2 protein-coding genes (1 of these 2 running past the window's edge) are annotated in these 18998 nt (G+C 68.8%); both read right to left on the reverse strand.

The window, feature by feature from the left end; translation table 11 throughout:
- Positions 1-17724: a non-ribosomal peptide synthetase gene (locus tag QBK88_RS08710; protein ID WP_277961739.1), complete on the reverse strand. Its 17724-nt coding sequence runs from the start codon at positions 17722-17724 to the stop codon at positions 1-3.
- A protein-coding gene (locus QBK88_RS08715) for a non-ribosomal peptide synthetase (RefSeq protein ID WP_277961740.1) crosses the window boundary here: on the reverse strand, positions 17721-18998 show its 3' end. It continues 8181 nt past the right edge of the window; only the last 1278 of its 9459 coding nucleotides appear in the window; the start codon falls outside the window, past its right edge — the gene reads right to left on this strand; it ends in the stop codon at positions 17721-17723. Before QBK88_RS08715 ends, QBK88_RS08710 begins: the two co-directional genes overlap by 4 nt.

The following is an 18998-nucleotide window of genomic DNA, read 5'->3' on the forward strand; positions in this document are numbered from 1 at the left end:
TCAAGACAAGGTCTGGGTGCTGGCCACGGCCTGGCGGTCGTACCACCAGGCCGCCAGGCTGTACACGTCCGGCGCCTTCAGCACGCTGAAGTGGTTGCCCGGCCCCTCCCACACCGCCAACTGCGGCAGCAATGCTTCCCAGCCATTGACCATGGCGGCCTGCTCGCGCCGGTTGCCGGCACTGTCCAGGGTCGGGTCGCTGACCAGCACCAGGCTCGCAGGGCCGTCATACGTGGCCTGTGGCACATACACGGTGCGCAAGGCACTGGCGAAGGTGCGGGCAATGGCATGCAACGCCTGAGGCGCCATGCGCGGCGGTAGCAGGCCGACGTCGGTCATGGCCGCGTGCAGCCATTGCAGTTGCGTGCTGTCATCGGCCTCGGCGAAGGCCTGGGCCGGCAACCCCAATGGTTTGCCGCTGGCCAACTGCAGCGACTCCACCAAGCGCTGCAACGCCTGGGTAGTGGTGCAGGGCTTGCCCAGACTGCCTGGGCCGCCCGGCGCCTCGGTGTCCACCAGGGTCAGCGATAGCACCTCGCGGCCACGGGCCTGCAAGCGCACCGCGATGGCATGGGCCACCCAGCCGCCGAACGAATGCCCCACCAGGTGCAACGGCCCCTGGGGGTACTGCGCCTCGATGGCCCGCACATGGCAGTCGGCAGCCGTTTCCACGCGGCTGTGCGGCACGGCATCGCCGCCCAGGCCACGAGCCTGCACCCCGTAGATCGGCCAATCCGGCCCCAGTGCCTCGGCCAGGCCGATGAAGCTGGTCACGCTGTCACCCGCCCCCGGCACACAGAACAACGGCGCCTTCGCGGCCTGGCCGCTCTGGATCGCCAGCAATGGCTGGTAGGCAGAGGGTGGCCGTGGCCCCTGCGGCGTGGCCAACGCATGGTCGATGGCCTTGCCGAGCACCTGCACATGGGGGGCCTGCATCATGCTCAGGTGGTCCCCCGGCACGTCGATGCAGTGCAACTGATGGGTGACCTGAGCCTCCTGCCAACCCAGGGTGGCGCTGCCGTCGGCCCGCTGCGGGTCACGCTGCTCGGCGCGGAACAGGTGAATCGGCAGGTTCAGTGGCTCCAGGCGGTAATGGGCCAGGGCATGGCCGTGGGCGACTTCGCGAGCCAGGTAATGCAGCACCTGTTCGTCGCTGGCCTCGTCCAGTTCCGGCAGCAACAGGTGCTGCTCGCGGCACTGTTGCAGCAGGTGCTCGAAGCTGGCCGGTTGCGCGGCCAGCGCTTCAAGCAGCAGCCCGGGCGCCGTACCCGCCTCGCCCTGGGCCTGCCAGTACGCGGCGCAGTGCGCCAGCAACTGGCGCTGCACCAGGTCCGGCCCTTGCCAGCGCGCCTTGCCCTGGTCCGTGAGCCGCGGCACGTAGGTGTCGATCAGGCCGAGGAAACCGACCGACTGGTCCATACCCAGCAACTGGGTCGCGACTTCATAGGCCACTATGCCGCCGAACGACCAGCCCGCCAGGCGGTACGGCCCCTCGGGCTGCACCTCGCGGATCCGTGCCACCAGGCGCGCGGCCAGGCACGGCACCGTATCGAGCTGGGGTTGGCCCAGGCCGACCCCAGGCAGCCCATGGATGGGGAACCCCTCGCCCAGATGCTGGGCGAGCACGGGGAAATACGCATCCAGGCCGGTGAAGTCGTGAACCAGGAACAACGGCGGTTCACTGCCTTCGGCACGCACTGTGACAAGTTCGGGCTCGGCCTGAAGTACAGCCCCGCGGCGCTCCAGCAGCTCGGCCAGGGCCGCCACGCTGGAGTGCTGGAACAGCTCGGCCAGGGTCACTGGCAGCTCGGCCTTGCGCAGTTGGCTGACCAGGCGGATAGCCGACAGCGAGTGCCCGCCCAGCTCGAAGAAGCTGTCGTGGCGGCCCACCCGTTCCACTTCCAGCAGCGCGGCCCACAGTCCGGCCAGTCGGGTTTCCAGCACCGTGACCGGCGCCTGGTACTCACGGCTGGCCCAGGCATCGGCGAGCGGCGCCGGCAGAGCCCGGCGGTCGACTTTGCCGTTGGCGGTCAGCGGCAACGCTTCCAGGGCCACGAAGGCACTTGGCACCATGTATTCCGGCAACAACGCCTGCAAGTGGCTGCGCAGCGCCGTGGCATCCAGTGCCGGGTCGTGACGGGTGAAATAGGCCACCAGGCGCGGCCCACCCTGTTCCAGGCTCTGCGCGACCACCACGGCCTCGCCGACACCGGCGCGCAGCAGCAACGCCCGTTCAACCTCGCCGGGCTCGACCCGCACCCCGCGGATCTTCACCTGGTCGTCGTCGCGGCCCAGGTATTCCAGGGTGCCGTCAGCGAGCCAGCGCACGCGGTCGCCGGTCTGGTACATGCGTGCGCCCGGCAGCGGGCTGAACGGGTCCTGCAGGAAGCGCTCGGCGGTCAACTCCGGGCGGTTCAGGTAGCCACGGGCAACACCCGCGCCCCCCACATACAGCTCGCCGGGCACCCCGAGCGCCACGGGCTGGCGACGTTCATCGAGCACATACAACCGGGCATTGGTGATCGGCTTGCCGATGTGCAGCACGCCACCCACCTGCATCTGCCCGGAACTGGCGACCACCGTGGCTTCGGTCGGGCCATAGTTGTTGATCACGGCAAAACCGGGGTCGCGGTTGAACTGACGCAGGCGGTCACCGCCGATCAGCAGGGTGCGCAGGGTCGGGTGCCGCAGTTGATGACTGAAGGCGTACTCGGCCACGGGCGTGGGCAGGAACGCCACCTGCAGCGGCTGCGCCAGCCACCAGTCGAGCAGTGCGTCGAGTTGCTCGTTGCCGATGTCGGTCGGCGGCAGGTGCAACGTGGCCCCCGCGCACAGCGCCGGCCAGACTTCCCAGGCCATGGCGTCGAAACCGAAGCCGGCGACGCTGGCGGTATGGCTGCCGGCGTGCAGGTCGAAAGCCTGGCAATGCCAGTCCACCAGATTGTCGAGCGTCTGGTGCTCCACCATCACCCCTTTGGGTTGGCCGGTGGAACCGGAGGTGTAGATCACATACGCCAGGTGCGTGCTCGCCAGGCCCGGCACCGTCGGGCTGTCTGGCCACTGGGGCCATGGCCCTTCCAGGTCGAGCACCGGCACATCCAGGCCAGGCAGGCGCCCGCGCAGCGCCTGCTGCACCAGCACCGCGGCCGGCTGGCTGTCGGCCAGCAGGTACTGCAGGCGTTCATCCGGGTGCGCCGGGTCCACGGGCACATACCCGGCGCCCGCCTTGAGCACTGCCAGCAGCCCCACCAGGGTATCCAGGCCACGGCGCGCGACCACGGCCACCCGGTCATCGGGCCTCACGCCCTGCGTGATCAGCACCTGAGCCAGGCCGTTGGCGCGATGGTCGAGGGCCTGATAGCTCAACGCCTCATCACCCACCTGCGCAGCGATGGCATGGGGGTGGCGCAGCGCCTGATCTTCGATGCGCTGGGCGATGGTCAGGTCGGTACGCCAGGTGGCCACCTCGGCGTTGAACCCTTCCAGCAGCCACTGGCGCTCAGCGTCAGGCAGCACGCCCAGCTCACTCACCGGAGTCTGTTCGTCCTGCTCCAGGGCCTGCAGCAAACTGCTCAGCGCCTGATCCAGGTACGCGCAGATGCGCTGCGCCTCGATACCCCCGGCGGTCTGTGCCGTCAGGTCGAAGCCGTCCCCACGGTCATCGACGCTGAGGGTCAGCGGGTACGTGCTGCGTTCTTCGGTGTGCAGCAATTCGATACCCTGCCAGGCAGCCTGTGCGCTGCCTCGCTCAGGCTGGCTCGGCGCACTGTGACGGTAGTTCAGCAGCGCGCTGAACAGCGGCGTGCCGGCCGGCAAGGCGCTGCACCGCTGGGCCAGGGCCAGCGGTGCGTGCTCGTGGGCCAGCAGGCCGGTCAGCCGGCGATGGGTGTCGAGCACGGCGTCGCGAGGCGATTGCATGCCCAGGTCCAGGCGCAGCGGCAAGGTGTTGATGAACACGCCCAAGGCACGGTCCAGGCCTTCGCCGCCTTGCAGACGGCCCAGCAGCACGGTACCGAACACTACCCGGTCGCGGCCGCACAGGTGGCCCAATACCTGGGCCCAGGCCATATGCACCAGGCTGGCGGCGCTGACGCCCAGGTGCCGCGACTGCTCGCGCAGCCGCACACCCAGGGTGGGGTCCAGCGTCAACCGCGCTTCATCAGGCGTGCCTTGGGCACTCAGGGGCTGGCCGAATGGCAGGGTCGGCTCATCGATGTCAGCCAGTTGCTCGCGGAAATACGCCTCGTGCGCGCCATCATCCAGGCCGCCCAGGCTATGGGCAACGTACTGGCGGTACGGCACCGGCGCGGGCAACTGCGCCTCCTGGCCCAGCAGCACCGCTTGCAGTTCCAGCGCCAGGCGCTCCAGGGCCATGTGGTCCATGATCACGTGATGGAATTGCAGCACTGCGACCAGGCGCTGGTTGCTCGGGTCAGCGGCGTACACCAGGCGCAGCAAGGGCGCCTGGGCAAGGTCCAGGTCCGAGAGCGTGGCCAACTGTTCCAGGGGCACTTTGACCATAGGCAATGGTGCCTGGCGCCATACCACTTGCACCGGGGCTGGCAGGTCGTCCCAGAAGAGCGCGGTACGCAGGATGTCGTGGCGCTCGATCACCTGCTGCAAGGCGGCGCTGAACGCCTGCAGGCGGCCCTCGTCGGTGAAGGCGAAGCGCGCCTGCAAGCGGTACGGGTCATCATCGCCCGCACTGAGGTGATGGTAGAAGATGCCGGCCTGCAACGGCCCCAGGGGGTAGATGTCCTGCACATTGCCGACGCCGCCCGGCACCCGGGCGACGATGCGGTCGATGGCGTCCTGGCTCAGGCTCACCAGCGGCAGCAGCGCCGGGGTGATGCGCTGGCAACCCGGCTCGATCAGGCTTGCCGCCAGCGGTGGCGCGCTGGCCGTGGCGACGGCAGCCGCCAGGGCGGCAAGGGTCGGTTGGGCGAACAGTGCACCGACATCCACTTCCAGGCCGACCTGACGCAGGCGCGAGACCAGCGTCACGGCCAGCAGCGAATGGCCGCCCAACTCGAAGAAGTGGTCGTGGCGCCCTACCCGTTCAACCTGCAACAGCTCGGCCCAGATCAGCGCCAGTTGTTGCTCGATATCGGTTTCAGGCGCCTCGTATTGCCCGGTGAACAACGCCTCGCGGTCAGGCGCGGGCAAGGCGCGGCGGTCGACCTTGCCGTTGGCGGTCAACGGCCAGGTGCTCAGGCGCACCAGCGCCGCAGGCACCATGTAGGCTGGCAGGCGTGCCAGCAACGCGGCGCGCAGGTCGCCGATACTGAGGTTGCCCCCAGCCTGCTCGCTGAAGTAGCCCACCAGCCGTGGCTGACCGGGCTGGTCTTCGCGGGCCATGACCAGGGCGGTTTCGACCCCGGGCAGTTGCCCCAGCAGGCTTTCGATTTCACCCAGTTCCACGCGTACGCCGCGGATCTTCACCTGGTCGTCGTTGCGGCCCAGGTACTCCAGGGTACCGTCGGCGTTCCAGCGTGCCAGGTCACCGGTGCGGTACAGCCGTGCGCGCGGCTCATCGCTGAAGGGGTCGCGGACAAAGCGTTCGGCGGTCAGCTCGGGCCGGTTCAGGTAACCCCGCGCCACGCCCCCACCGCCCACGTACAACTCACCGGCCACGCCCTGGGGCACCAGTTGCTGATGGGCGTCCAGCAGGTAGACACGGGTGTTGGCGATCGGCCGGCCAATGTCCAGACGGCCTGCCGGCAACAGTTGGCCCGAAGTGGCGACCACCGTCGCTTCGGTAGGGCCGTAGTTGTTGATCACCGCAAAACCGGGGTCGCGGCTGAACTGGCGCAAGCGGTCGCCGCCAATCAGCAACACCCGCAGGGTCGGGTGGCCCAGGCCCTGGTTGAAGGCGTGTTCGGCCACTGGCGTGGGCAGGAAGCTGACGTCCAGCGGTTGCTCACGCCACCACGCCAACAGCGCTTCGATGTCCTCACCGCCGTCCTGCGCCGGCGGCAGGTGCAGCACCGCCCCCGCGCACAGGGCCGGCCAGACTTCCCAGGCCATGGCGTCAAAGCCAAAGCCCGCGACGCTGGCCGTGTGGCTGCCGGCGTGCAGGTCGAAGGCCTGGCAGTGCCAGTGCACCAGGTTGTTCAAGGTCTGGTGTTCCACCATCACGCCCTTGGGCTGGCCGGTGGAACCGGAGGTGTAGATCACATACGCCAGGCTGCGCTCGGTCAGGCCGGGCACCTGGGGGTTGCTCGGTTGTTCGTACCAGTGCGGGCGGTCCAGCGCCAGCACCGGTACACCCAAGTCGGGTATCCGTGGGCGCAAGGCCTGCTGGGTCAAGACCAGCACGGGCTTGCTGTCGTCGAGCAGGTACTGCAAGCGCTCATCCGGGTGCGCCGGGTCCACGGGCACGTAGCTGCCACCGGCCTTCAGCACCGCCAGCAACCCGACCAGGGTGTCCAGGCCGCGCCGGGCCACCACGGCCACGCGGTCGTCCGGGCGCACGCCAAGGCCTGTCAGGTAGTGGGCCAGGCTGTTGGCCTGGCTGTTCAGCTGGCCATAGGTGAGCGAGCGGTCGCCGGCCTGGGCGGCGATGGCTTCGGGTGCCAGCAACGCCTGGGCCTCGACCATCGCGTGCACGGTATGCCCCTGGGGGTACGTCCGGTCAGTGGCATTTAAGCCGTCGACCAGGCGGGTACGCTCCTGCGCATTCACCAGGGCTACCTGCGCCAGCACCACCTGTTCGTCGGCGACCAGGGCTTGCAGCAGGCATTCGAAGTAGCCGGCATAACGCTGCACCGTGGCCGCGTCGAACAGCGCCGTGGCGTAGTCCAGGCTGCCCACCAGGGCCTGGCCCTGTTCGCCCAGGTTCAGTGACAGGTCGAACTTGGCCACCTGGGTCGTCTGCTCCACCAACGCCACCGTCAACCCCGGCAAGTCCGGCAGGCTGACCTGGCCCGGCAGCCAGTTGAGGGTGGTCTGGAACAACGGGGCATGGGCCAGGCTGCGCGCCGGGCGGACGATCTCTACCACCTGTTCGAACGGCAGGTCCTGGTGGTCCTGAGCTTCCAGCAGGCGCGCCTTGGCCTGAGCCAGCAGCGCTGTGCCCGTGGGGCTGGCCGCGGTGTCGATGCGTACCGCCAGGGTATTGACGAACAAGCCGACCATGGCTTCCAGTTCAGCACGGCCACGCCCCGCCACGGGGCTGCCGATGACCACTTCGGCCTGGCCCGATAGCCGCGCCAGCAGTGCGGCCCAGGCGCTCATCAGCACCGTGTACAGGGTCACGCCCTGACGCTGGGCCAGGGCCCGCAGGCCAGCGCCCAGTTCGGCGCCAAGATGCACCGCCACGCTGGCGCCGCTGAAATCCTGCTGCGCCGGCCGCGGCCGGTCGGTGGGTAGCATCAGCAAGGCCGGGGCACCGTCCAGGGTACGCTGCCAGTAGTCGGCCTGGCCTTGCAGGCGCTCGCTGGTCAGCCAGCGGCGCTGCCACAGGGCGTAGTCGCCGTACTGGATGGCCAGGGGCGGCAACGGGTTGTGCGTACCCTGCTGGAACGCCCGGTACAGGCTCAGCAGTTCTTCGGTCAGCACGCCCATGGACCAGCCATCGGCGACGATGTGGTGCACTGTCAGTGCCAGGACGTGATAGTCCTCGTGCAGTTGCAGCAGGCTGGCACGCAACAGCGGGCCATTGACCAGGTCGAAGGGCGCAGCGGCCGCCTCGCGCAGCCAGGGGGTGAGGCCGTCGGGCTGGGCACGCAGGTCCAGGGTGTGCAACCCGGCCTGCTCCTCCATGGCACCCGTCAGCACCTGGGCGCCCTGCCCGGCGGCGACAAACCGGCTGCGCAGGGTGTCATGGCGCTGCACCAGGGTATTCAGTGCATGCTGCAGGGCGGTGCTGTCCAGCGCTCCGCGCAGGCTCAACGCGAGGGCGATGTTATACGCCTGGTTGCCGCCGTCCATCTTCGCCAGGAACCACAGCCGCTGTTGGCCGAAGGAGGCAGGCAGCGCCTGGTCCCGGGGCGCGGGCACAATGTCCGGCAACAGGCTGCGACCGGCGCCGGCCAGCGCCTGGGCCACCGCCGCCAGTTCACCCAGGGCGAACAGCTCGCCCAGGGGCAGTTCGACACCCAGTTGCTGCCGTAGCTGCGAGACCATGCGCATGGCCAGCAGGGAATGGCCGCCACGCTCGAAGAAATGATCGTGGCGCCCTACCCGTTCCACTTGCAGCACCTGGGCCCAGATCTCGGCCAGGGCGGATTCCAGTTCACCCTGGGGCGGTACATAGGTGTGTTCGAACAGCGCCGCGCGTTCCGGCCGTGGCAACGCCCGACGGTCGAGTTTGCCATTGGCGGTCAGCGGCAGCGCCGCCAGTTCGATGAAGGCCGCTGGCACCATGTACCCCGGCAGGCTGGCTTGCAGGGCCTGGCGCATCTGTGCCGGTGCCAGGGCCTCGGCGCCGGGGCTGACGGTGAAATAGGCCACCAGGGTCAGGGGCCCGGGTTCGTCATCGCGGGCCAGCACCACGGTTTCGTTGATACCTGGCAGCGCATGCAGGCGGCTGACGATTTCCCCCAGTTCGATGCGGAAACCGCGAATCTTCACCTGGTCATCGTTGCGCCCCAGGCACTCCAGCTGGCCGTCGGGCAGCCAGCGGCCGAGGTCGCCGGTCCGGTACAGCAACGCCTGCGGCTGCTCGCTGAACGGGTCGTCGAGGAACCGCTCTGCCGTCAACTCGGGGCGGTTGAGGTAACCCAGGGCCACGCCATCGCCGCCGATGTACAACTCACCCGTGACGCCCAGTGGCGCCAGGCGCCGGTGTTCATCCAGCACGTACAGGCAGGTATTGCCGATGGGCCGGCCGATGGGCAGTGTCTGCGCAGCCTCAGGCACTTCGGCGATGGTGCAGGCAGTGGCGAAGGTGGTGGTTTCGGTGGGGCCGTACACGTGCATCAGTTGCACCTGCGGCGCGTGGGCCAGCAAGGCCTGGAAAGCGGCCGGGTCGCCGCGCTCGCCCCCCGTGAGCAATACCCGCAGGCTGGCCAGCGCTTCGGGCGAGCCGTGGGCGTATTGATTGAACAGCGCCGTGGTCAGGAACAGCACGCTGACTTCGCCCTGGCGCAGGGCCGCGCCCAGCAGGCCGGGCTCCACCAGGGTGTCATGGTCGATGACCCGTACCTGGCCACCGTTGAGCAGCGCCCCCCAGGTTTCCAGGGTGCTGGCGTCGAACGCCGGGTTGGACGCGAAGGCAAAACGATCGCTGGCCGTGAACGGGGCAAAACCGTTGTTCAGCACCAGGCGGGCGATGCCACGGTGGGCCACCCGCACGCCTTTGGGCGCACCGGTGGAGCCGGAGGTGTACATGACGTACGCGACGCTGTCGGCACTGCCACGCGGTTGCGGGTCGTGGCTGGGTTGCCGGCTCAGGTCCAGGCCATCCAGGTCGATGCGCCGGCAGGCCAGTTCGGTGTGGGTGGCGCTGTGGCTGAGCACCGCCACCGCCTGGCAGTCGAGGATCATGTAGCCCTGGCGCTCGGCCGGGGCGTGGATGTCCAGCGGCACATAGGCGGCGCCGCACTTGGCGATGGCCAGTTGGCTGACCAGCAAGGCCAGGGAGCGTGGCAGCAGGATAGCCACGTGGTCGCCCGGTTGCACACCCTGTTCGATCAGGTAATGGGCCAGGCGGTTGGCGCGGGTATTGAGGGCCCGGTAGGTCAGCGACTCGTCACCGTGCACCGCGGCCACGGCCTGGGGCTGCGCCGCCGTCTGCTGCTCGAACAGCCGGTGTACCGGTTCGCGGGGGTAGTCGCGGCGGCTGTCGTTGAACGTGCGCAGCAGTTGCTCGCGCTCGGCTTCAGGCACCACCGAACAGTGGTCCAGCGCTGTGGAGGGCTGCTGCGCCAGGGCTTCGGCAAGGTTGGCCAGGGCTTGCTGCAGGTAACCGCACAGGCGCGCCGGGTCCAGCCCGGATGCGGCCTGGGCGGTCAGCTCGAAGGCCTCGCCCAGGTCGTCGACACTCAGGGTCAACGGGTAGTTGCTGCGCTCCTCGGCGTGAAGCAGCTCGATGCCCGCCCAGGCAGTGGCATCCCGGGTGCTTGCCGGCGCACCATGACGATAGTTGAACAGGGTACTGAACAAGGGCACGCCCGCGGCCAGGCCACTGCAACGCTGGGCCAGGGCCAGCTGCGCGTGCTCGTGGGCCAACAGCTCATTGAGCCGGCGCTGGGTATCGAGCACCGCTTCGCGCACGGTCTGGCCTGCCAGGTCGAGGCGCAGGGGCAAGGTATTGATGAACACCCCCACCGCCCTTTCAACGCCCTCGCTGCCCTGCAAGCGGCCGAGCAGCACGGTACCGAACACTACGCTGTCGCGGCCTGCCAATTGCCCCAGCACCTGGGCCCAGGCCAGGTGAAACAGGCTGGCGGCGCTGACGCCGTGCTGGCGCGCCTGTTCACGCAGGTGCGCCGCCAGGGTTGGCGGCAGGGCCAGACGGGCTTCGCCGGGTATTCCGGCATCGGCGCTCATGGCCAGGCCATAGGGCAAGGTGGGTTCATCAAGGTCGGCCAACTGCTCGCGGAAAAACGCTTCGTGGCTGGCCTCACCCGGCCCTTGCAGCACCTGGGCCACATAATTGCGGTACGGCACTGGCGCCGGCAATGCCTGCGCCTGGTCGGCGAGCAGGGCCTGCAACTCCTGGCCGAGTACATCGAGGGCGATGTGGTCCATGACCACGTGGTGCCAGCGCAGCACGGCGGTGATGCGGCCAGTGGCCGGGTCGGTGGCATGCACCAGGCGCAACAGCGGCGCCTGGGTCAGGTCCATCGCCGGTACCTGTGCCAGTGCCTCCAGAGGCACCGCCTCCACGGGCACCGAAGCCTGGCGCCACACCACCTGCACCGGGGCGGCCAGGCCTTCCCAGGACAGCGCCGTGCGCAAGATGTCATGGCGCGCCACCACCTGCTGCAACGCCTGACCGAAAGCAGCGAGGCGCCCGGCATCGGCGAGGGTGAAATGCGCTTGTTGCACGTACGGGTCGTGCTCCCCCGCGCTGAGGTGGTGGTACAGGATACCGGCCTGCAGCGGCCCCAGCGGGTAGATGTCCTGCACGTTGGCGACACCGCCAGGCACACTGGCGACTATTCGGTCTATAAGGGGTTGCTCCAGCGCCACCAGCGGCAGCAGCGCCGGGGTCAGGTGCTCGCATTCCGGCCCGATGAGGTTGACCGGCACGTCCACCGCGCGCTGGCCGCCCACGGCGGCGGCCAGCCCGGCCAAGGTCGGTTGCGCGAACAGCGCGCGGATATCGGCGTGCAGGCCCAGTTGGCGCATGCGCGCCAGCAGCGTGACGGCCAGTAATGAATGGCCGCCCTGCTCGAAGAAATGATCATGGCGCCCCACCCGCTCCACCTTCAGCAGTTCGGCCCACAGCGGCGCCAGTGCCGTTTCGGTGGCGCCTTCGGGGGCTTCGTAGTCACGCTGGATCAGTGCGCCAGCATCCGGCGCCGGCAGGGCCTTGCGGTTGAGCTTGCCGTTGGGGGTCAGCGGCAGCGCGTCGAGCTGTACGTAGGCCGCCGGCACCATGTAGTCCGGCAGGGTCGCCTGCAGGTGGCTGCGCAGGTTTTCGATGGCCAGCATCGTACCGGACGGTTGCGCGGTGACGTAGGCCACCAGGCGCTTCTCGCCGGGGTTGTCCTCGCGGGCCAGTACCACGCTTTCCTTGACGCCGGCGCAGGCCGCCAGGGCGGCCTCGATTTCCCCCAGCTCGATACGCAGGCCACGAATCTTCACCTGGTCGTCATTGCGCCCCAGGTACTCGATGTTGCCGTCGGCCAGATAGCGCCCCAGGTCACCGGTGCGGTACATGCGCCCACCCTGAAACGGATCGTCCAGGAACCGCTCGGCGGTCAACTGCGGGCGGTTCAGGTAACCGCGCGCCACCTGCACCCCAGCGATGTAAAGCTCACCGGCCACACCCGGGGGCACCGGTTGGCAGTGGCTGTCCAGCAGGTACATGCGCGTGTTGGCCACCGGTTTGCCGATGGGGATATTGTCGGGCGTCTGCTCCAGCGGCCCGGCGCAGTCCCAGGCAGTCACGTCTACCGCTGCCTCGGTGGGGCCATAGAGGTTGAACAGGCCAACCTCAGGCAGTTGCTGCTTGAAGCGCCGCACCAGGTGCCCCGGCAGCGCCTCGCCGCTGCACATCACCCGGCGCAGGCCATTGCAGTCGGTGGCGCCGTGGGCCAGGAACAGGTCGAGCATGGAGGGCACGAAATGCAAGGTGGTGATGCCCTGATCGCGGATGACCTCGCGCAGGTAGCCTGGGTCGCGGTGCCCGCCAGGGCGGGCCATCACCAGCCGGGCGCCGTTGAACAGCGGCCAGAAAAACTCCCACACCGACACATCGAAGCTGAACGGGGTTTTCTGCAGCACGCTGTCGGACGCGCCCAGGCCGTATTCGTCCTGCATCCACAGCAGGCGGTTGACCACGCCACGGTGCTCATTCATCACGCCCTTGGGCTGCCCCGTGGAACCGGAGGTGTAGATGACATAGGCCAGGTGATCGGGCCGTACCTGGGCCCGCGCCGGGTTATGGTCAGGCTGTGCCAGGAAGCTTTCGCGCTCGGCGTGCTCGGGGTCGAGCAACAGCACTGGCACGTCGCTGGCCGGCAGCACGCCACGCAGGGCCTGCTGGGTGAGCACCACCGCTGGGGCGCAATTGCCCAGCATGTAGGTCAGGCGGTCCTGGGGGTAGTCGGGGTCCAGCGGCACATAAGCGGCGCCTGCCTTGAGAATACCCAGCAACCCGGCAACCATTTCCAGGCTGCGGTCCACGCAGATGGCCACGCGGTCGTCCGGGCCGATGCCCAGGCCGATCAACCGATGGGCAATGCGGTTGGCCTGGCGGTTGAGGGCGTCGTAGCCGAGGCTGCCCTGCTCGCCCGTGACGGCCACGGCGCCGCCGTTGGCCGCCACCTGGGCCTCGAACAGGCCATGCAGGGTAAGGTTGGTGGGGTAGTCGACGGCAGTGGCGTTGAAGCGCTCCAGCACCTGTTGGCGCTGGTCAGCGTCCAGGAGGGGTATGGCGGTCACCCGCGCCTGGGCATCGGCGGCCATGCCGCGCAATTGCGCCTGCAGGTAGCCAAGGCAGCGCTGCATGGTCGCTTCGTCGAACAAGGCTGTCGCGTATTCCAGGCTGGCATGCAGCCCTTCGCCCACCTCGCTGACCTCCAGCAGCACATCGAACTTGGCGGTACGCTGTTGGGTCTGCAGGCTTTCCAGGCTCAGGCCATCGAGGTTCAGGACCTGATCACCGGTGTCCTGCCAGGCCAGCATGGCCTGGAAAATCGGCGTGTGGGCCAGGCTGCGCTGGGGCCGCAGGGCTTCGACCACCTGCTCGAACGGCAGGTCCTGATGGGCCTGAGCGGCCAGGGTGGTGGCCTTGACCTGTTGCAGCAAGGCCTCGACGTCGAGGGTGCTGGCCACCTCGACGCGGATAGCCAGGGTGTTGACGAACAAGCCGATCAAGTCCTGCACTTCAGCCCGCAAGCGGTTGGCCACGGGCGTGCCGATCACCACCTCGTCCTGACCGGACAGACGGCTGAGCACCGCTGCCCAGGCCGCCAGCACGGTCATGAACAACGTGGTGCCCTGACGCTGGCTCAAGGCCTTGAGGCTGGCGACAAGCGAGGCGTCCAGCGCCAGTTCCAGGCGCTGGCCGCGGTAGTCCTGTTCTGCCGGGCGTGGGCGGTCGGTGGGCAGGGCCAGCAGCGCCGGGGCGCCGGCCAGCGCCTGCTGCCAGTACTGCGTCTGCTGTTGCAGCACTGGGCCGCTCAGCCATTCGCGCTGCCACGCGGCATAGTCGGCGTACTGCACCGCCAGGGCCGGCAATGGGTCGCCGGCGCCCTGGCAGAACGCCTGGTACAGGGCACCCAGCTCGCGAGTCAGCACCGCGGCTGACCAGCCGTCGGCGATGATGTGGTGCAGGGTCAGCAACAGTACGTGGTCATCATCGGCCAGGCGCACCAGCCGGCCCCGCACCAGCGGCCCCTGGCTCAGGTCGAAGGGCTCGGCAGCCTCACGGGCGGCGATCCCGGCAAGCGCCTCCTCGCTGGCTTCGACGCGGTGCAGACTGAAGCCGATATCGGCGCTGGCGATGCGTTGCAGCGGCCCCTGCTCGCCCTGCTCCACGAACGTGGTACGCAGGGATTCATGGCGGGCTACCAGGCGGTCCAGGGCCTGCGTCAGGGCCTTCTGGTCGAGGCGCCCGCGCAGGCGCAGGCCAGCGGGAATATGGTAGGCGCTGCTGCCCCCTTCCATCTGGGCCAGGAACCACAGGCGCTGCTGGGCGAACGACAACGGCAACGCCTGGTCACGGGCAACCGCCACGATCGGCGGCTGCTGGCCAACGCCGGCCTGGGCCAGCACCTGCGCCAACGCCGACAGTTGCGGCTGGGCGAACACCGCCCCCAGGCTCAGCTCGATACCCAGGCGCTCACGCACGTGGGCGACCATGCGCATGGCCAGCAACGAATGGCCACCGAGGTCGAAGAAGCGGTCGTGGCGGCCCACCTGCGGCACGTGCAGCAATTCGGCCCACAGGCTCGCCAGGGCGGTTTCCAGTTCGCCCTCGGGCGCCTGGTATTCACCGCTGTGCAGCGCTTCGCGGTCAGGTAGCGGCAAGGCGCGGCGGTCGACCTTGCCGTTGGCAGTCAGCGGCCAGGTGGCCACGCGCACCAGCGCGCTGGGCACCATATAGGCCGGCAGCCGAGCCTGCAGGGCGGCGCGCAGGGCCTCCACGGTCAGTGCGGGGGTAGCGTCACGCTCGCTGTAATAGCCCACCAGGCGCGGCTGGCCCGGCTGGTCTTCGCGGGCCAGGACCAAGGCCTCCTCGATACCGGGCAACTGGCTGAACTGGGCCTCGATCTCGCCCAGTTCGATGCGTACGCCGCGTATCTTCACCTGGTCATCGTTGCGGCCCAGGTACTCCAGGGTCCCGTCGGTATTCCAGCGCGCCAGGTCGCCGGTGCGGTACATGCGCGCGCCGGGAACATGGCTGAACGGGTCACGCAGAAAGCGTTCGGCACTCAGGTCCGGGCGGTTGAGGTAACCCCGGGCCACGCCCGCACCGCCTACGTACAGCTCGCCAGCGATGCCGAACGGCACCAGTTGCTGGCCAGCGTCCAGCAAGTAGGCGTGGGTGTTGGTGATGGGCCGGCCAATATCCAGCGCGCCGCCCGGCAGCAACTGGCCCGACGTGGCGACCACCGTGGCTTCGGTGGGACCGTAGTTGTTGATGACCGCGAAGCCCGGGTCACGGGTGAACTGGCGCAAGCGGTCGCCGCCGATCAGCAGGGTACGCAGGGTGGGATGGCGCAGGTCACGGCTGAAGGCATATTCGGCCACTGGCGTGGGCAGGAAGGCGACCTCCAGCGGTTGCGCCTGCCACCAGTCGAGCAAGGCGTCGAGCTGCTCGTTGCCTACCTCGGCGGGGGGCAGGTGCAAGGTAGCCCCGGTGCACAGCGCTGGCCAGACCTCCCAGGCCATGGCGTCGAAACCGAAACCGGCGACACTGGCAGTGTGGGTGCCGGCCTGCAGGTCGAACGCGTGGCAGTGCCAGTCCACCAGGTTGTTGAGGGTGTGGTGCTCCACCATCACGCCCTTGGGCTGGCCGGTGGAACCGGAGGTGTAGATCACGTACGCCAGGTGCGCCAGGGTGAGGCCCGGCACCTGTGGGTTGTGCGGTTGCTCGGGCCAGGACGGCGCATCCAGTGCCAGTACCGGCACGCCGCGTTCCGGCAGGCGAGCGCGCAGCGCCTGCTGGGTGAGCACCGCGGTCGGCTGGCTGTCGTCCAGCAGGTAGCACAGGCGCTCATCGGGGTGCGCCGGGTCCACGGGTACATAACCAGCCCCGGCCTTGAGCACTGCCAGCAAGCCGACCAGGGTGTCCAGCCCGCGCCGGGCTACCACGGCCACACGGTCGTCCGGGCTCACGCCCAACGCAATCAGGTGGTGGGCCAGGCTGTTGGCCCGGGCATTCAGGGCCTGGTAGCTGAGGGCCTGGTCGCCGGCCTGTGCGGCGATGGCTCGAGGCTGTCGCGCGGCCTGCTCTTCGATCCGCTGGTGCAGGGCAAGTGGGCTCGCCGGGCCACTGTGCTGGGCATTGAAGCTGCGCAGCAACTGGGTACGCTCGCCGGCCGGCAGAATCGGCAACTGCGCCACCGCGGTGTGTGGCGCCTGTTCCAGGGCCTCGACCAACTGCGCCATGGCGCATTCCAGGTAGCCACACAAGCGCTGCGGGTCGATGCCCGCGGCAGCCTGGGCGGTCAGCCCGAACGCATCCCCCAGGTCGTCGACACTCATCACCACGGGGTAGTTGCTGCGCTCCTGAGCGTGCAGCACCTCGATGCCTTCCCAGGTTTCGCCGCCGGCCTCCACGCCGGCGCTGTGGCGGTAGTTGAGCAAGGCGTTGAACAGCGGCGTGGGCGCGGCCACGCCACTGCAGCTCTGGGCCAGCGCCAGGGGCGCGTGCTCGTGGCGCATCAGTGCGGTCAGGCGCTGGTGGGTAGCGATGACCGCGGCTCGTACGTCCCGGGCCTCCAGGTCCAGGCGCAGCGGCAGGGTATTGATGAAAATACCCAAGGCCCGCTCGGTGGCCTCGGCCCCCAGCAGGCGGCCCATCAGCACCGTGCCGAACACGACCCGCTGGCGGCCGGTCAGGCCGGCCAGTACCCGCGCCCACCCCAGGTGGAACAGGCTGGCGACACTCACGCCCAGGCTGCGGGCCTGGGCTCGCAGGCGCCGGCCCAGCACCAGGTCCAGGCCCAGGCTGTGCTCGCCGATGCTCTCGCCGTCACCGCTGAGGTCCTGGCGGTCGTAGGCCAGGGTGGGTTCATCAAGGTCGCCCAGCATGTCGCTGAAAAAGGCCTGGTGTTCCTGTTCGGTGACGCCCAGCAAGGCCTGCGCCACGTAGTTGCGAAACGGCACGGGCGTGCCCAGGCGCTCGCCCTCGCCTTGCAGGCAGGCCTGGATTTCCTGGCGCACGACCTCCAGCGCACTGTGGTCCATGGCGATGTGGTGGAACAGCAACGTGGCCTTGACGTCCGGCCCTTCCACGGCGCTGCCATGCACCAGGCGCAGCAGCGGCGCCTGGCCCAGGTCCAGCCGCGTCCCCGTCGGCAACGGGCCAACCTGCAGTTCGGCGTGGCGCCACACCACTTGCATTGGCGTGGCCAGGCCCTGCCAGTGTACCGAGGTACGCAGGATGTCATGCCGCGCGATCACCTGGCGCAGGGCCTGGGCGAAAGCTTCCAGGCGGGCCCGGTCCGCGAAGGCGAATTGCACCTGCATGACATAGGGGTCGGCATCAGCGGCGCTGACGTGGTGGTAGAGAATGCCCTGCTGCAAGGGCGCCAGGGGGTAGATGTCCTGAACGTTGGCGGCACCACCGGGCACCGATTCCACCAGGCGGTCTATCACGGCCTGGTCAAGGCTGACCAGGCTGAGCATGGCCGGGGTGATGCGCGTGCAACCGGCGGCGATGCCATTGGCCGGCACAGGCGCAGGGCCGCGCTGGGCCGGCTGGTAGGCACCCTGCTCGATCAGCGCGATCAGGGCCGGCTTGTGTTCGCGCAGGTGCTCCACCAGCCCGTGGTCACCGAGGGCGCGGCGGTTACCCTGCACCACCAGCTGGCCGTCCTTGACCGTCAGCTGGATGTCGTTGGCCTTCAATGTCGCCAAGAGTTCGTTGATGCTCACAGGATAATCTCCATGCTCTCTGTGATGGCTGCGTAGGCAGCCAGCGTGGGGTGTTCGAACAGGGCGCGCACATCCGCCTCCACGCCTTCCTGGCGCAGACGCGCGGTCAGGCTGACCGCCAGCAGCGAATGGCCGCCCAGTTCGAAGAAATTGTCGTGCCGCCCTACCCGCTCCAGCCCCAGGAGGTCGGCCCAGAGCCGTGCCAGCAGGGTTTCGGTGTCGCCCTGGGGAGCCGCGTAGGGGCGTGCCAGGCCGGCGTCGGCACCCGGTTGCGGCAGGGCCTTGCGGTCAAGCTTGCCGTTGGGGCTCAGGGGCCAGGCCTGCAGGTGTACATAAAGGGCCGGCACCATGTAGTCCGGCAATTGCGCGGCGAGGGCGTGCCGCAGCGCTTCCACGGCCACCGGCGCACCGGTGTAGTAAGCCACCAGCCGCGCGCCACCCGGCTGGTCGTCACGGGCCATGACCACGGCCTGCTCGATACCGGGGTGGCGCTCCAGGCAGGCCTGAATGTCACCGGGCTCGATGCGCAGGCCGTTGACCTTGATCTGGTCGTCGTTACGGCCCATGAACTCCAACAGGCCATCGGCCCGCTGACGCACCAGGTCACCGCTGCGGTACAGGCGCTCACCCGGGTTGAAGGGGCTTGCGATGAAACGCTCGGCCTGGGCCTGCGGCAGATGCCGATAGCCGCGGGCGACGCCGGCGCCGCCAATGTGCAGGTGGCCCACCACGCCCAGGGGCACGGGCTGGTCATCGCTGCCCAGCACGTACAGGTGGGTGTTGCTCACCGGCCGGCCGATAGGCAGGATACCTTCGGGTATCGGTTGCTCGGGTTCCAGGGTCCAGGCACTGCAATCCACCGTGGTTTCGGTAGGGCCGTAGACGTTGTGCAGGCGCACGCCCGGCAGGCGCTGGCGCAACTGCGTCGCCAGCGCCGGGGTCAGTTCGCCGCCACCGCAGACAATGTCGGTCAGGCTGCTGCAGCCCGCGCTATGGTCCAGGTCCAGGAACTGTTGCAGCAGCACCGGCACGAATTGCACCACACTGACGTGCTGTTGCTGGATCAACCGCGCCAGGTACGCAGGGTCCCGCTGGCCGTCAGGCCGTGCCAGCACCAGAGGCAGCCCGCTGCACAGGGGCCAGAACAGCTCCCACACCGACGCGTCGAAACTCAGCGGGGTCTTGTGCAGCACGACGCCAGTCGTGCACAGGCTCGACGCCCAGTGCACCAGGTTGACCACATTGCGGTGTTCGACCATGACGCCCTTGGGCGT

This window comes from Pseudomonas sp. RIT-To-2 (genome assembly GCF_029623465.1).
Taxonomy (GTDB): domain Bacteria; phylum Pseudomonadota; class Gammaproteobacteria; order Pseudomonadales; family Pseudomonadaceae; genus Aquipseudomonas; species Aquipseudomonas silvicola.